Origin of the sequence: Pseudomonas sp. GM78 (genome assembly GCF_000282475.1) — a bacterium.
GTDB lineage: Bacteria > Pseudomonadota > Gammaproteobacteria > Pseudomonadales > Pseudomonadaceae > Aquipseudomonas.
In genome coordinates, this window is the sequence record NZ_AKJF01000066.1 from 65,692 (window position 1) to 80,999 (window position 15,308).

Below are 15,308 nucleotides of genomic sequence, written 5' to 3' on the forward strand. Positions count from 1 at the left end.
GGGTTGGTCATGAAGTTAGCCATTGTTACTGCCTGCCCGAACGGCATGGTCACCAGTGTGCTGTGCGCCCGCTTGCTCGATGCAGCGGCCCAGCGTCAGGGCTGGAGCACCAGCGTCGAGATCAGCGATGCGGCGCATCCCGAGCGGCAACTGTCCACCGCCACGATCGAGGCTGCCGAATGGGTGTTGCTGGTGACCAGCGCGCCTGTGGATATGTCGCGTTTCGTCGGCAAGCGCTTATTCCAGAGCACCCCGGCCCAAGCGCTGCAGGATGTCGAAGCGGTGTTGCGCCGGGGTGCTGAAGAGGCCCAGGTGTATGTCGCACCTACAGCTGCGGTCGAGCCGGTTGCCGCCGTCGAAAACGCGCCGCGACTGGTTGCCGTGACAGCCTGTCCGACCGGTGTCGCCCACACCTTCATGGCCGCCGAAGCCTTGCAGCAAGCGGCCAAACGCTTGGGCTATGACTTGCAGGTGGAAACCCAGGGCTCGGTGGGCGCGCGCAATCCGCTGAGCAGCGATGCGATTGCCGACGCCGATGTGGTGCTGCTGGCGGCGGACATCGAAGTCGCCACCGAGCGTTTCGCCGGCAAGAAAATCTACCGTTGCGGCACCGGCATTGCCCTCAAGCAGGCGGAAGCGACGCTGAATAAAGCGCTGGCGGAGGGCAAACAGGAAACCGCCTCGACCGGTGCCAAGGGGCCGGCCAAACAAGAGAAGACCGGGGTCTACAAACACCTGCTGACCGGCGTGTCGTTCATGTTGCCGATGGTGGTGGCCGGCGGTCTGATGATCGCCTTGTCGTTCGTGTTCGGCATCACCGCTTTCAAGGAAGAGGGGACGCTGGCGGCGGCGCTGATGCAGATCGGCGGCGACACCGCGTTCAAACTCATGGTGCCGCTGCTGGCAGGCTACATCGCCTATTCGATTGCCGACCGTCCGGGCCTGGCGCCGGGGATGATCGGCGGTCTGCTGGCCAGCACCCTGGGCGCCGGTTTTATCGGCGGGATCATTGCCGGTTTCCTCGCCGGTTACGCGGCCCAGGCGATCAATCGTTATGCGCGGTTGCCGCAGAGCCTTGAGGCGCTGAAACCGATCCTGATCATCCCGTTACTGGCGAGCCTGTTCACCGGCCTGGTGATGATCTACGTGGTCGGCAAGCCGGTGGCGGGCATGCTCTCCGGGCTCACGCATTTCCTCGACAGCATGGGCACCACCAACGCGATTCTGCTCGGCGTGCTGCTGGGCGGCATGATGTGCGTCGACCTTGGCGGGCCGATCAACAAGGCCGCGTATGCGTTTTCGGTCGGGCTGCTGGCCTCGCAGAGTTATGCACCGATGGCGGCGACCATGGCCGCCGGCATGGTGCCGCCGATCGGCCTGGGCATCGCCACATTCATCGCCCGGCGCAAGTTCGCCCAGACTGAACGCGAGGCAGGTAAAGCGGCCTTGGTGCTGGGACTGTGCTTCATCTCCGAAGGCGCGATTCCGTTTGCCGCGAAAGACCCGTTGCGGGTGATCCCGGCGAGCATTGCCGGCGGTGCGCTGACCGGTGCGTTGTCGATGTATTTTGGCTGCAAGTTGATGGCGCCCCATGGTGGGTTGTTCGTGTTGGCAATTCCGAATGCGATCAACCATGCGCTGCTGTATTTGCTGGCGATTGTTGCGGGGAGTTTGTTGACGGCGGTGGTTTATGCGCTGGTCAAGCGGCCGGAGGTGGTGGAGTTGGCGGTGGAACCCGTGAGCGCCTGACACCCCCACATCCTGTAGGAGCGGGCTTGCCCGCGAAGGCGGCGCATCAGCCAACATTGATGTGGCTGAAACTCCGCCTTCGCGAGCAAGCTCGCTCCCACAGGAATCTGCGGTGTTGGCAGATTTGTGTCATGCCATGAATCATGAGGCCATGATTTAGTTTTCCGGTTTCAAGGAGAACACCATGAGCGAGTTCGACCTCGGTCGTCGTCGAATCATGCAAGCAGTAGGTGCCGGTTTGTTACTGCCGAGCCTGGCACCAGCGCTGATCGCTTCGGTCAAGGATCGACCACAACTCACCGACGGCGTGCAGTCCGGAGACCTGCTGGGCGATAAGGCGATCATCTGGAGCCGCTGCGACCGCCCCGCACGCATGGTGGTGGAATGGGACACCCGCAGCCTCTTTTCCAATCCCCGGCGATTCGTCTCGGCCCTGGCCGACGCCCGTACCGATTTCACGGCGCGGGTCGAGCTCACCGGGCTACCCGCCGACCAGGCGATTTTTTACCGTGTGCACTTTGAAGACGCCCAGAGCGGCGTCGCCAGCGAGCCGTGGTTCGGCCACCTGCGTAGCGTGCCCCAGACCCGGCGTGATATTCGTTTCGTCTGGAGCGGCGACACGGCCGGTCAAGGCTTCGGGATCAACCCGGACATCGGCGGCATGCGCATCTACGAAGCCATGCGCCTGCGCCTGCCGGACTTCTTTATCCACAGCGGTGACACCATCTACGCCGACGGCCCCATACCCGCGCAACTCGCCACCGAGAGCGGCCGGGTGTGGCGCAACATCACCAGTGAGGCGAAGAGAAAGGTCGCCCAAACCCTCGACGATTACCGTGGCAATTACCGCTACAACCTGATGGACGAAAACGTCCGCCGCTTCAATGCTGAAGTCCCGCAGATCTGGCAATGGGATGACCACGAAGTCATCAACAACTGGTCACCGGGCACCGTGCTGAATGCACGCTACACCTTTGAGGATATCCACAGCCTGGTGAGTCGTGGGCGCCGGGCATGGCTTGAATATGCGCCGATGCGCTGGCAGACCGCCGAGGGGGGCAAACGGATTTATCGTCAACTCGATTACGGGCCATTGCTCACGGTGTTCGTGCTCGACATGCGCAGTTATCGCGGGGCCAACGACGCCAATCTTGGCGACGCCAAGGCGTTTCTCGGACGTGAGCAACTGGACTGGCTGAAGGCTGCGTTGAAGGCGTCTAATGCCCAATGGAAAGTCATCGCCGCCGACATGCCGATTGGCCTTGGCGCACCGGATGGCGAGGTCAGCCCTGGCGTGACGCGCTGGGAAGCGGTGGCCAACGGTGACCCCGGACCGGCCCAGGGGCGGGAGTTGGAAATTGCCGAGCTACTGGGTTTTCTGCGGGCGCAGCAGGTGCGCAATTTTGTCTGGCTGACGGCGGATGTGCACTATTGCGCGGCGCATCACTATCACCCGGACCGAGCGGCGTTCCAGGACTTTGAGCCGTTCTGGGAGTTTGTCGCCGGGCCGCTGAATGCGGCCAGCTTCGGCCCGGACACCCTGGACAATACCTTCGGCCCTGAAGTGGTGTTCGCGAAAGCGCCACCTGCGCAAAACCTCTCGCCGTTTGCCGGGTTTCAGTTTTTTGGTGAGGTGAACATCGATGGGCAGAGCGGGGAATTGAGTGTGGTGTTGCGGGACCTGGATGGGGTGGCGGTGTTTGAGCAGACGTTGCAACCGGTATAAGGCGAGGGTCGTCTGGCACTGACCTCATGTGGAAGCGAGCCTGCTCGCGATGGCGGTGTGACATTCAACGATACGTTGTCTGTCAGTCAGCTATCGCGAGCAGGCTCGCTCCCACAGGGGCCCAGGTGTGTCAGTACACGTCGCGGCGGTAGCGGCCTTGTTCGATCAGGCGCTCGACTTCGGCGGCGCCCAACACATCGTTGAGCACTTGATCGACTCCGGACGCCATGCCCTGCAAGCTGCCACAGATGTAGATCACCGCACCGTCCGCCAGCCATTTCTTCAGTTCTTCGGCCGATTCGCGCAGGCGATCCTGCACGTAGATCTTCTCGGCTTGATCGCGCGAGAATGCCAGGTCCAAACGTTCCAGGTCGCCGGCAATCAACCACTCTTGCAGTTCATCGCGACACAGGTAGTCGTGCTCACGATTACGCTCGCCGAACAACAGCCAGTGACGTTGTTGCCCATCGGCAATTCGCGCCTTGAGCAGGCTGCGCAAGCCGGCGAGTCCTGTGCCATTACCCAGCAGGATCATCGGCACCGGTTCATTGGGCAGGTGGAAACCACTGTTGCGCCGTACCCGCAGGCTGATGCTGCCGCCCACTGGTGCGTGCTCGGTGAGCCAGCCAGAGCCGACCCCCAGGCTGCCATCGGGGTGCAGTTCCTGGCGTACGATCAATTCCAGGATGCCGTCGGCGGCTATCGAGGCAATGGAGTATTCGCGCATGGCCAACGGCACGAGGGCATCGACCAGGGCCTGCGCATGCAGGCCGACCAGATGGCTGCGGTTCGCAGGCAGCTGCCGGCTGGCCAGGGCTTGCTCCAGCGGTTGCGACAAACCATCGTGGGTGATCATCGCGCGACCGTCGATCCCCAGTCCTTCGAGGAAATGCTCGATGGCCCATGGGCAATTGCGCGGCAACACTTCCACCAGGTCGCCGGCCAACCAGCTGCTGGTGGTCGGCGCGCTGAGGCCGAGCAAATAGACAGGCGAACCGCTGCTGTCCGGGTTGAGCAGCTCCCGGCGAGTCAGGGTCCAGTTGTCGTAACGCGGTGCCTGCCAGGTGTCGATCGGCGCCTGGCCGGTCAACAGGCCCAGTTGCTGCTGCCAGTGACGCAAGGCATAGGGGTCGCCGCTGTCGACTTCCACCGGCGCGAACAAGGTCTTGCCACCATGCTCGCCCAGCCACTTGTGCAGGCGCTGGGCGAATCCGCAGAAGTGTTGATACTGCCGGTCGCCGAGACCCAGCACGGCGTAGTTCAGGCTTTCGAGGCTCAACGCCCGGCCCAGCACCTTGCGCTCGAAACCCCGGGCGCTGTCCGGCGCTTCGCCGTCACCAAAGGTGCTGACCACAAACAGCGCGTTGTTCGAAGCATGCAGATCCTGCTCGCTGACATCCGCCAGCGGCTGTACTTTCACCGGCAGGCCCGCCGCCTGCAACTGGCCGGCTGTCTGCCAGGCCAGTTGCTCGGCAAAGCCACTCTGGCTGGCGAAACCGATGAGCCAGGCCGGCGTGTCACTGCCAGGTTGCGCCAGGCCTTTGCGGGCGTCCTTGATCTGGCGCTTCTTGCGTCGACGATCGAGGTACAACAGCCAGCCGGTGACGAAGAACAGTGGCATGCTCAGGGCCGTGAGCGTCAGGATGATGCGCCCGACGATGCCGAAGTAGCTGCCTACGTGCAGCGCATAGATGCTGGTCAGCAACTGCGCCTTGAGGCTCTTGTCGCTGTAGCGGTCATGCCGCTTGATCGCGCCGGTCACCGGATCGAGGGTGATCTGGTTCAACGCGCGGTCGTGGGGCGAGTTTTTCAACAGGTAGAAAACAGTGGCTGGTTGCCCGGCCACGGGCGGCATGCGGGTGTTGTAGAAGCTCAGGTCGGGGCCGGCAGCGCTGTAGATGCTGCTCCACATCGCCGAGTAATCGGCCACCGGGGCAGGGCCACTTGGCGCCGGGCCGCGTCCGCCACGTACCCGTTCGTTCTGCGGCGAATCGGAGAGCAGGCGAGTCAGGCCCTTGTTGTACCACTCGTAGGACCAGGACAAGCCGGTCAGCGCCGCCAGGAGGTAAAACACCAGGCACCAGGTGCCGGCAATCGAGTGCAGGTCCCAATTGAAGCTGCGACCTTTTTTCTTCCAGTCGAGGGTCAGCCAGGCGCGCCAGCTTTTCCACTGGCGGGGCCAGCGCAGGTACAGGCCGGACAGACAGAAGAACACCAGGATCAGAGTGCAGGCGCCCGTGATCTGCCGGCCGGTATCGCCCATGGCGAGGAAGCGGTGCAGTTGCAGCATCAGGCCGAAGAAGCCTTGGCCGCTGGCGTCGCCCAGGAGTTCGCCGGTGTACGGGTCGACGTAACGCATGGGGCCGCGACGCTCTCCCGCGGGCGGGGTGAAGAACACTTTTGCGGCAACGTCGCTGTCGATACCGACCGAAAGCATCGCGACTTTCATCTGCGTCGCCGTTTCGATCTTCTCCACCAGATCGGCGGGTGGCAGCACGCCGGCGACCTGTTTCTGCACCTGCAACACGGAAGGGTTCAGCGCGTACAGGATTTCATCCTGAAACGACACCGCCGCACCGGTGATGCCCATCAGGGCCAGGACCAGTCCGGCGCTGATGCCAAAAAACCAGTGCAACTGGAACAGGGTTTTCTTCAACACGTCGCTCGCCTTGTTCGTTCAAAAGTAATCATCACGGCGCGCATTATGCCGTGGGTTGTCGAGAAACATTCCCTTTACACACAAAAGCCCCGTTCACCTGGATGAACGGGGCTTGGGTTTCACCTTTCCATCAGAAGTGGAAGTTGGTGCTCAGCAGGGCAGTCCGGCCCGCCGCCTGGTTGGCGAAGTGGGTGGAGAACGCCTTGTCGTAGTAGGTGACGTCGGTCAGGTTCTGCACGTTCAGCTGCAGGTCGATGTTCTTGGTCAGCTTGTAGGCGGCCATGGCGTCGTAGCGCACATAGTCATTGACCATGGTGGTGTTGGCCACGCTGCCGAACACGTCATCGACATAGAACGCACCGCCACCGATGGTCAGCTTCGGCGTGACCTGGTAGGTCGTCCACAGGCTGGCACTGTTTTTCGGTGTGTTAGGCAGTTCGTTGCCGTCGGTCACGCTGAGCGGGCCGCCATCGACTTGTTCGCTGTCCATGTAGGCGTAACCGGCGAATACTTGCCATTTGTCGGTGAGCTTGCCGGTGGCCGAAAGCTCGACGCCCTGAACGCGGGTCTTGCCGGCGTTTTCGTACGAGGTGGTATCCACTTGAACGCGCGCGTTGTCTTTCTCGGTGCGGAAGATATCGGCGGTCAGCGACAGGCGATCGTTCAGCAGGTCCCACTTGGTACCGATTTCGTAGTTCTTGGTGGTTTCCGGCTCCATGTCGCTGCTTATCTGGTTGCCGCTGCGATCCGGGGTATTGCCCAGCGCGTTGGTTTCCGAGCCTTCACCCAGCGTGTTGCCTGGTGGGGTGGCAGAGGTGGCGTACGAGGCATAAATGCTGCCGTTATCAGCAGGTTTGTAAACGACGCCGAACTGACCGGTAACGAACTCACTGGTGTCCTTGGCCTTGGCCGGCACGCCTTTGTTCACGACCGTTGCCCCGGAAGCGTCATAGGTGCGGTACTGGGTGTCGAAATGGTCGTAGCGCAGGCCCATGTTCACCAGCCACTGCTCGGACAACTCCAGGGTGTCGAACACATACAGTGCGTAGGTGTTGGCCTTGGTGTCGGTGCCGGCGTAGTTGCGGGTGATCGAACCGTTCCATGGATCGTTCGGGTTCGGGTTCGACAAAGAGGTGCAGTTGTAGCCACTTGGCGCGCCGATGATGCCCGGGTTACAGGTGGTGGTAACTGGGGTGGTCCCCGGCGTGGTATCGGTGTTGACGGTATACGACGATTTCTTGCTTTCCTCGCGGCTCAACTCGATACCGGTCGAGAAGCTGTTCTTGAAGCCGGCGATGTAGACATCACCAAACAGGTCGGTCTGGTTGGTCGTCGTGTCGGTGTTGCTGACGCGAGTGTTGGCCCGACGCCACACGGTACCGTTGTTGACGTTGCCCTTGCTGTCGTCCGGCTGGGTCAGGATGTAGTCCTGCATGCTGCTGCCGTGGCGCAGGGTGTTCTTGACGGTCAGGGCGTCGTTCAGGTCGTGCTCGATGGCGATGGTCGCGGTGTCGGTACGGCCTTTGCGGAAGTCACGATCGGTCAGACCGTAGAAGTTGCTGCTGTTGCCGCCGGCGTAAGGCTTGTCCGGGTTGGACTTGGTACGGTCGGCAGTTTTACCCGAAGCTGGAACTGTGTACGGAATACCCGAATCCGGTGTGTCGTTGCTTTCCAGGTGGTAGTAATCAAGGTTGACGCGGGTGTCGGTGCCCAGGCCGAAGGCCAGCGATGGCGCGACGCCCCAGCGATCGTAATCGACGCTTTCGCGGCCGGCGACATTGCTTTCGTGGCTCATCAGGTTCAGACGACCGGCAGCGGTGTCGGAGAACTGGTAGTTGCCGTCCATGGTGTAGCGCTGGGTCTGGTCCGAACCCCAGGTAAAGCCACCGTCGAACGAGTCGCCCAGGTGCGCTTTCTTGCTCACCAGGTTGATGCTGCCGCCGGCAGCGCCGCGACCGCCAATGGCCGAGTTGGGGCCCTTGCTGACTTCGATCGATTCAACGGCGAAGATTTCGCGGCTCTGCGAACCGGTATCGCGCACGCCGTCCAGGTAAGTATCGCCCTGGGCATCGAAACCGCGGATGAACGGACGGTCGCCCTGGGGGTTGCCGCCTTCACCGGCACCGAAGGTGATGCCCGGGACGGTACGCAGCGCGTCCTGCATGTTCAGTGCGCCGGTGTCCTTGAGGACTTGTTGCGGGATGACGGTAATCGAGCGCGGCGTATCTACCAACGGCGCGGTGTACTTGGGCGAGGAGGCTTTTTCGACGTTGTAGGAGGTCGCGTCCTGGGATTCGCCGGTGATCGCGGTAGCGCCCAGGGAAATCGTGTTGCCCGGCGCTTTCTCGTCGGCTTTTTCAGCGGCGAAAACCATTTGGCCCGCAGAGCCGGCAGTGATGGCCACGCCAATTGCGCAAGTGAGCAGACGCGGTGAACTGACCGGTTGTTGTGGGTGTTGACGTGACATTTTTTATTCCCCTCCCCAAGGATTTGAGGCGGCGGAATATAGGGTAAACACGTATTTGTATCAATTGCGAAAAATTACTATTCGCACTGAATTTACAATCTTTACAATTTAACCTTACGGTTTTTACTGTTTCGTTCGTCTAGCGGGTTTTACACAAGCAATAAGAATCAATACCATTGGCACCCTTTTGCTTTCTGGTGCTTGCCCCATGCTGCTGCACATTCCCGGCTTGTTCGAAAAAGAAGAAGTGCAGCGCATTCGCGAGGCTCTGCAACAGGCCGATTGGGCCGATGGCAAGATCACCGCCGGCTATCAGTCGGCCAAGGCCAAGCACAATCTGCAGTTGCCTGAAGGTCACCCGCTGGCCAAGGAGATCGGCGCGGCCATGCTGGAGCGACTGTGGAAAAATCCACAGTTCATGTCGGCGGCATTACCGCACAAGGTGTTTCCTCCGTTGCTGAACTGTTACACGGCCGGCGGCAGCTTCGACTTCCACATCGACAACGCCGTGCGTCAGCCCAAGGGCAGTATCGAACGGGTGCGCACCGATCTGTCGGCCACGCTGTTCTTCAGTGAACCCGAGGATTACGACGGCGGCGAGCTGGAAATCCAGGACACCTACGGTACCCAACGCGTGAAGTTGCCGGCTGGCGACATGGTGCTGTACCCCGGCACCAGCCTGCACAAGGTCAACGCCGTCACCCGGGGTACGCGCTACGCCTCGTTTTTCTGGACCCAGAGCCTGGTGCGCGAAGACAGCCAGCGTGCGCTGTTGTTCGAGATGGACGGGGCGATCCGGCAGTTGACCCAGGACGTGCCCGATCACCCTTCGCTGATCCGCCTGACCGGCACCTATCACAACCTGCTGCGCCGTTGGGTCGAGGTATGAGTTTTCAATTGCGCCGCGAGGAAGTGCTCGACGGTGAACGCCTCAAAGACATGCTCGATGAAAGCCCGGCGCGTGCGGCCCAGGCGATTCTGATGGCGGCCCGCGAAGGGGTTGTCGATGCCCAGGCGCTGCTCGGGCAGATCCTGCTGGACGGGCGAGGGATCGAACAGGATCAGCCGCTGGCGGTGCGCTGGTTCGGGATTGCCGCCCAAAGTGGACATCTGATGGCGCGTAACATGCTCGGCCGTTGTCATGAGCATGGTTGGGGCTGTGCTGCGGATGCTTCAGTCGCGGCCAGGCATTACAAAGTCGCAGCTGATGCTGGATTGGATTGGGCGATGTACAACTACGCCAATCTGCTGGCGACCGGGCGTGGGGTGGCCGAGGATCAGGTCCAGGCACTGAATCTATATCAGCGTGCTGCCGAGCTTGGCCATGCGAAATCGATGAACCTGCTGGGGCGCTATCTGGAAGAGGGGCGCGCTTGCCCGTCGGATCTGGTAGCCGCCCGTGACTGGTATCGACGTTCAGCGGCCGGCGGGGATTTTCGGGGGCAGTTCAGCTATGCGGCGGTGCTGGCGGATGAAGGCAATATCGACGAGGCGCTGCAATGGCTACACAAGGCTCTGGACGGCGGGAATCTGAATTTTTTGCGAGTGGCGAGCCAAACGCTATCACACGCGCAAAGCCCGAGAATTCGCGAATTGGCCGCACTCTATGGGCAACGGCTGGTGCAACTGAGCGATGAGCGGAGCCAGCCTGGGGTTGTTGAATTGGTGTGAATCACTATGATTGGAAGTTAATCACTTTTCATCAAGCTACTTCATAGAGACATCATCATGGCCGCAACCAAAGTATTGACTGCGCATGTACCCATGGAACTCGCTGATAAAGTCGATCAGATGGCCGCCAGGATGGAGCGTTCACGAGGCTGGATCGTGAAGCAGGCGCTTGCCGACTGGATCGATCTGGAGGAGGAGCGCAGCCGACTGACCCGCGAGGCGATGGCAGACGTAGATGCCGGGAGGGTGATCGATCATCAATCCGTCCAGGCTTGGGCGGAGAGCCTGAGTACTGAAAACCCGTTGCCGGTTCCGCGCTGATGGAGTTGAAGTGGACGAGCAAGGCTTTATCGGATCTTGCACGGCTTTTTGAGTTTCTTGCAGTGGTCAATCGTCCTGCGGCGGCTCGAACTGTTCAATCTCTGACTCAGGCGCCCACAGCCTTGCTGAGCAATCCACGAATCGGCGAGCGGATTGAAGAGTTCGAACCGCGAGACGTACGAAAGCTTTTAGTCGGCCATTACGAAATGCGATACGAGATTCAAGGCTTGTCGCTCTACATACTGCGTCTTTGGCATGTGCGAGAAGACCGGTAGAAAATGTCCTCTCAAGCACAAAGTTTCAGGCACAAAAAAGCCCATGACTCGTCATGGGCTTTTTGCTTTCAGCGTATAGCGCTTACACGTAGAACGATTTCAACGGCGGGAAGCCATTGAACTCAACCGCGCTGTAGCTGGTGGTGTACGCGCCGGTCGACAGCCAGTACAGGCGATCACCGATGGCCAGGTTCAGTGGCAGGCCGTACTTGTAGTTTTCGTACATGATGTCGGCGCTGTCGCAGGTTGGGCCGGCGATGACGACTTCTTCCATCTCGCCTTTCTTTTCGGTCCAGATCGGGAACTTGATGGCTTCGTCCATGGTTTCGATCAGGCCGGAGAACTTGCCCACGTCCGTGTACACCCAGCGCTCGACGGCGGTACGGGATTTACGGGCGACCAGCACGACTTCACTGACCAGGATGCCGGCGTTGGCGATCAGCGAACGGCCCGGCTCCAGGATGATTTCCGGCAGGTCGTCACCGAAGTCTTCCTTGAGGAAGCGGATGATTTCTTCGGCGTAGGTTTCCAGGCTGTTGGTGCGGGTGATGTAGTTGGCCGGGAAGCCACCGCCCATGTTGATCAGCTTGAGAACGATGCCGTCTTCTTCCTTCAGGCGTTCGAAGATCACCTTGACCTTGGCGATCGCGGCGTCCCAGACGCTGATGTCGCGCTGCTGCGAGCCTACGTGGAAGGAGATGCCGTATGGCACCAGGCCCAGGTCACGGGCGAGGATCAGCAGGTCCATGGCCATGTCGGTCTGGCAGCCGAATTTGCGCGACAGCGGCCAGTCGGCGGTGGTCGAGCCTTCGGTCAGGATGCGTACGTAGACTTTCGCGCCCGGTGCGGCCTTGGCGATGTTGCGCAGGTCGGCTTCGGAGTCGGTGGCATACAGGCGCACGCCCTTCTCGTAGAAGTAGCGGATGTCCTTGGATTTCTTGATGGTGTTGCCGTAGCTGATCCGGTCGGCGCTGACGCCGCGGCTCAGCACTTTGTCCAGCTCGTAGATCGAGGCGATGTCGAAGCTCGAGCCTTTCTCCTTGAGCAGGTCGATGATTTCCACGGCCGGGTTGGCCTTGACGGCGTAGTAGACCTTGGCGAATTCGAAACCGGCGCGCAGGTCGTCATAGGCCTGGCTGATCATCGCGGTGTCGATCACCACGAACGGGGTTTCTTGCTTGTCGGCGAACGCCTTCATTTTCTGAAAGGTATCGCGCGCGAAATAGTCTTCGACCTGGATCGACATGCTGGGAACTCCTACTGGCAAACTGAAATTATCAATGGGTGCAAATGAACGTCCTCCGTATCCCCACTTTGGTTCGCCTACTTCCCAAGGCATGTCGCCGAAAGCAAAAAGGCCATGGGAAGCGCTGCTTTCCCTTGGCCTTGCTGTCTCGTCGTCAGTACTTGAGCCGGATGGATCGTTTCCAGCATGGACGTTCGGCGCGAACTTTAGGGCGTGAGGGGCTTGAGATCAACAAAAAATGTCGCGTTTTTGCACGCATCCGTCGTGCGGTCCCTTACAACTAACGATGTAACGGACCTGTGTGACGGTGTGATGTTCCCCTTGGAGGGATATTTGAGGTGTGTCAGCGGGAATTGAGGTGCCCCATTCGCGGGCAAGCCTCGCTCCTACAGATTGGGGGTGTGCGTTATTGTTTGCACGACACCGAATCCGTAGGAGCGAGGCTTGCCCGCGAAGGCGTCAGTCAGGCCAACGCTACCTCGGCAGGCGAAACGATGCTGGTCTTGCCCCCACGAGACTTGCCGGAACTCAAATACTCGGCAATCGACTCCTGCGTCACTTCCCCAAGGAACACCCGCTCCGCATCCATCACCGGCAACCACGACCGGTTGAACTCGTACATCCGCGACAACAGGATGCGCAAATGCTCGTCATACGCCGCCGTGGCGTTGAACTCGCGCAAGTACTGCCCGCATGTGCCGGCCTGACGGTGCAGGTCGCGACGGCGCACATAACCCAGGGCCTTGTTCTCGGCGCAGGTGACCACCACGTATCGCCGGTCATGCTCATCCATCAATTCCAGCGCATCGGCCACCGGCGTTTGCGGGCTGACCGATGGCGCGTTGTCCGCCGCATCTTCGGCCTTGACCAGCAGCAGGCGCTTGAGGGTGCTGTCCTGGCCGACGAAGTTGCTGACAAAGTCGTCCGCCGGGTGGGCCAGCAGAGTGTCCGGGTGGTCGATCTGCAGCAGTTTACCCGCGCGGAAAATCGCGATCTTGTCGCCGAGCTTTATGGCTTCATCGATGTCGTGGCTGACCATGATCACCGTCTTGTTCAGCGCCCGCTGCATCTCGAAGAACTCGTTCTGGATCATCTCGCGGTTGATCGGGTCGACCGCGCCGAACGGTTCGTCCATCAACAACAGCGGCGCATCGGCGGCCAGCGCGCGAATCACGCCGATCCGCTGTTGCTGGCCGCCGGACAGTTCCCGAGGGTAGCGATGCAGGTATTGCTTGGGTTCGAGCTTGATCATGCTCATCAACTCGCGGGCGCGGTCGTGGCATTTCTGCTTGTCCCAGCCCAGCAGTTTAGGCACCACCACAATGTTCTCTTCGATGGTCATGTTGGGGAACAGGCCGATCTGCTGGATCACATAACCGATGTTGCGGCGCAGGGTCACGGCGTCGAGGCCGGTGGTGTCTTCGCCATTGATCAGGATCTTGCCCGAAGTCGGTGTGATCAGGCGGTTGATCATCTTCAGGGTGGTGCTTTTGCCGCAGCCCGAAGGCCCGAGGAACACGCAAATTTCGCCTTCATTGACGGTCAGGCTTACCGAGTCCACGGCTTTCACGTCTTTGCCGTTGCTTTGGAAGGTCTTGCTGAGGTTTTGAAGTTCGATCATTTGAGCAGTCCTTTTGGAGTCAGCGAGCGTTGCAGCCATTGCAGAAGCAGGTCGGCGAAGATGGCCAGCAGGCTGACCAGCACGGCGCCGACGATCAGCATCGACATGTCGCTGCGGCTGATGGAAGCGAGGATGAGTACACCGAGGCCACCGGCGCCAATGGTGGCGGCAATGGTCATGACACCGATGTTCATGACCACGGCGGTGCGCACGCCGGCGAGGATCACCGGCACGGCGATGGGCAATTCGACCATGCGCAGGCGCTGGCCGAAGGTCATGCCGATACCGCGCGCGGCTTCGCGGATGCCCGGTTCGACATTGGTCAGGGCCAGGTAGGTGTTACGCATGATCGGCAACAGCGAGTAGAGAAAAACCGCGGTGATCGCCGGCATCGGGCCCAGGCCCTGGCCGAATTTGGAGTAGAACGGCAGCAGCAGGCCGAACAGGGCAATCGACGGCACGGTCAGCAGCACCGTGGCGCTGGCTTGCAGGGGGCCGGCGAGACTGGGGAAGCGCGTCATCAGCACCCCCAGCGGCACGCCAACCACAATCGCCAGGGTCACGGCGATGCCGACCAGGGTGATGTGTTGCCCGGTCAGCTGGAGCACCTGCGGCCAGTCGAGATGGGAAAAGGCGTTGATAAATTCCATGACTTTTCCTCTCTTCAGTTCAATGGGTGTTGGCGCAGGAAATCCGCGGCCACGGCTGAAGGACTCTGGTGCTCGACATCGACCCGCGCGTTGAGCTCGCGCATGGTGTTGTCGTCGAACAGTTCAGCCAGTGGCTTGAGCTGTTCGGCCAGCTGCGGATGCGCATCGAGGTAGGCCTGGCGAACCACGGGCGCTGCGGTGTAGTCGGGGAAGTAATGCCTGTCGTCTTCCAGCAGCTTGAGCTTGAAGGCGTTCAAGCGACCGTCGGTGGTGTAGACCAGGCCGGCAAACACCTGGCCGTTGCGCAGGGCGGTGTAGACCAGGCCTGCGTCCATCTGCCGGATGTTCTTGCGGGTCAGGTTCATGTCGTACAGCTGCACCATGCCGTCGAGCCCGTCCGAACGATTGGCGAACTCGGTGTCGAGCGCTACCAGATTGTTGGTCCCGGCCTCCTGGCGCAGCACCTTGTTCAGCTCGCTGATGGTATTGATCTGCGGGTACTGGTCAGCGATGTTTTTCGGCAGGGCCAGGGCATAGGTATTGCTGAATTTCGAGGGCGTCAGCCAGACCAGGCCTTTTTTCCCGTCGAGTTCTTTCACCCGGGTGTAGGACTGTTGGCTGTCGAGTTTTTCGCTGACATGGTTGTAGGCCACCAGCGACACGCCGGTGTATTCCCAGAGCATGTCCAGTTGCCCGCTTTCGTGGGCGCTGCGGGCCAGATTGCTGCCCAGGCCGCCGGTTACCTGTACGTCATAACCCTTGGCGCGCAGGTACTGGGAGGTGATTTCCGCCAGCAGCGTTTGTTCGGTGAACACCCGGGCGCCGATGCGGATCAGCGGTTTTTCCGCGGCTTGGGCAAATCCCGCGCACAGCAGGACGCAGCCTAGTAAAAAGCTTGATGTCTTCATGATGATTCCTTTGCC

Annotated in this window: 12 protein-coding genes; 6 read left to right on the forward strand and 6 right to left on the reverse strand. The window is 60.8% G+C overall.

Going from position 1 to position 15,308, the window contains the following annotated elements; genetic code table 11:
• Positions 1–9: 9 nt before the first annotated feature.
• Together PMI35_RS21975 and PMI35_RS21970 are read left to right on the forward strand one after the other, a co-directional pair.
• Positions 10–1,749 (forward strand): PTS fructose-like transporter subunit IIB, encoded by a 1,740-nt coding sequence (locus PMI35_RS21975; RefSeq protein WP_008057451.1) that lies wholly within the window; start codon positions 10–12, stop codon positions 1,747–1,749.
• 184 nt (positions 1,750–1,933) lie between these two features.
• Complete coding sequence (locus tag PMI35_RS21970; RefSeq protein WP_008057453.1) at positions 1,934–3,475, forward strand: alkaline phosphatase D family protein; 1,542 nt, start codon at positions 1,934–1,936, stop codon at positions 3,473–3,475.
• Positions 3,476–3,605: 130 nt separating this feature from the next.
• Here PMI35_RS21970 and PMI35_RS21965 read toward each other — a convergent pair whose 3' ends face one another.
• Positions 3,606–6,134, reverse strand: a complete 2,529-nt coding sequence (locus tag PMI35_RS21965) for a PepSY domain-containing protein (RefSeq protein WP_008057454.1) — start codon at positions 6,132–6,134, stop codon at positions 3,606–3,608.
• A gap of 130 nt (positions 6,135–6,264) precedes the next feature.
• Positions 6,265–8,601 (reverse strand): TonB-dependent receptor, encoded by a 2,337-nt coding sequence (locus tag PMI35_RS21960; RefSeq protein ID WP_008057455.1) that lies wholly within the window; start codon positions 8,599–8,601, stop codon positions 6,265–6,267.
• 208 nt (positions 8,602–8,809) lie between these two features.
• Here PMI35_RS21960 and PMI35_RS21955 point away from each other — a divergent pair, with 208 nt between their 5' ends.
• From PMI35_RS21955 to PMI35_RS0132445, 4 genes are read left to right on the forward strand one after another with little or no spacing between them, the layout of a single operon-like run.
• Complete coding sequence (locus tag PMI35_RS21955) at positions 8,810–9,490, forward strand: Fe2+-dependent dioxygenase (RefSeq protein WP_008057456.1); 681 nt, start codon at positions 8,810–8,812, stop codon at positions 9,488–9,490.
• A complete protein-coding gene (locus PMI35_RS21950; RefSeq protein WP_008057457.1) occupies positions 9,487–10,272 on the forward strand; it encodes a tetratricopeptide repeat protein in 786 nt (261 codons plus the stop codon). The genes PMI35_RS21955 and PMI35_RS21950 overlap by 4 nt, the downstream gene beginning before the upstream one ends.
• A 57-nt stretch (positions 10,273–10,329) precedes the next feature.
• Entirely contained in the window at positions 10,330–10,593 is a 264-nt protein-coding gene (locus PMI35_RS21945; RefSeq protein ID WP_008057458.1) for a CopG family ribbon-helix-helix protein, read from the forward strand.
• Complete coding sequence (locus PMI35_RS0132445; protein ID WP_032831477.1) at positions 10,593–10,868, forward strand: type II toxin-antitoxin system RelE/ParE family toxin; 276 nt, start codon at positions 10,593–10,595, stop codon at positions 10,866–10,868. The genes PMI35_RS21945 and PMI35_RS0132445 overlap by 1 nt, the downstream gene beginning before the upstream one ends.
• Positions 10,869–10,950: 82 nt before the next feature.
• Here PMI35_RS0132445 and PMI35_RS21940 read toward each other — a convergent pair whose 3' ends face one another.
• The 4 genes from PMI35_RS21940 to PMI35_RS21925 form a co-directional block, all read right to left on the reverse strand.
• The gene (locus tag PMI35_RS21940; protein WP_008057459.1) at positions 10,951–12,114 is read right to left on the reverse strand and encodes a type III PLP-dependent enzyme; all 1,164 of its coding nucleotides are present in this window, start codon (positions 12,112–12,114) and stop codon (positions 10,951–10,953) included.
• Positions 12,115–12,577: 463 nt separating this feature from the next.
• Positions 12,578–13,735 carry an osmoprotectant ABC transporter ATP-binding protein OsmV gene (locus PMI35_RS21935; protein WP_008057460.1) on the reverse strand — a complete coding sequence of 386 codons (1,158 nt, stop codon included), beginning with the start codon at positions 13,733–13,735 and terminating at the stop codon, positions 12,578–12,580.
• Positions 13,732–14,385, reverse strand: a complete 654-nt coding sequence (locus PMI35_RS21930) for an ABC transporter permease (RefSeq protein ID WP_008057461.1) — start codon at positions 14,383–14,385, stop codon at positions 13,732–13,734. The genes PMI35_RS21935 and PMI35_RS21930 overlap by 4 nt, the downstream gene beginning before the upstream one ends.
• A gap of 14 nt (positions 14,386–14,399) precedes the next feature.
• A complete protein-coding gene (locus tag PMI35_RS21925) occupies positions 14,400–15,293 on the reverse strand; it encodes a glycine betaine ABC transporter substrate-binding protein (protein ID WP_008057462.1) in 894 nt (297 codons plus the stop codon).
• Positions 15,294–15,308: the final 15 nt, after the last annotated feature.

Coding starts and splice junctions, on each gene's coding strand:
- PMI35_RS21975 (WP_008057451.1), top strand. CDS start 10: ATGAAGTTAGCCATTGTTACTGCCTGCCCGAACGGCATGGTCACCAGT.
- PMI35_RS21970 (WP_008057453.1), top strand. CDS start 1,934: ATGAGCGAGTTCGACCTCGGTCGTCGTCGAATCATGCAAGCAGTAGGT.
- PMI35_RS21960 (WP_008057455.1), bottom strand. CDS start 8,601: ATGTCACGTCAACACCCACAACAACCGGTCAGTTCACCGCGTCTGCTC.
- PMI35_RS21955 (WP_008057456.1), top strand. CDS start 8,810: ATGCTGCTGCACATTCCCGGCTTGTTCGAAAAAGAAGAAGTGCAGCGC.
- PMI35_RS21950 (WP_008057457.1), top strand. CDS start 9,487: ATGAGTTTTCAATTGCGCCGCGAGGAAGTGCTCGACGGTGAACGCCTC.
- PMI35_RS21945 (WP_008057458.1), top strand. CDS start 10,330: ATGGCCGCAACCAAAGTATTGACTGCGCATGTACCCATGGAACTCGCT.
- PMI35_RS0132445 (WP_032831477.1), top strand. CDS start 10,593: ATGGAGTTGAAGTGGACGAGCAAGGCTTTATCGGATCTTGCACGGCTT.
- PMI35_RS21940 (WP_008057459.1), bottom strand. CDS start 12,114: ATGTCGATCCAGGTCGAAGACTATTTCGCGCGCGATACCTTTCAGAAA.
- PMI35_RS21935 (WP_008057460.1), bottom strand. CDS start 13,735: ATGATCGAACTTCAAAACCTCAGCAAGACCTTCCAAAGCAACGGCAAA.
- PMI35_RS21930 (WP_008057461.1), bottom strand. CDS start 14,385: ATGGAATTTATCAACGCCTTTTCCCATCTCGACTGGCCGCAGGTGCTC.
- PMI35_RS21925 (WP_008057462.1), bottom strand. CDS start 15,293: ATGAAGACATCAAGCTTTTTACTAGGCTGCGTCCTGCTGTGCGCGGGA.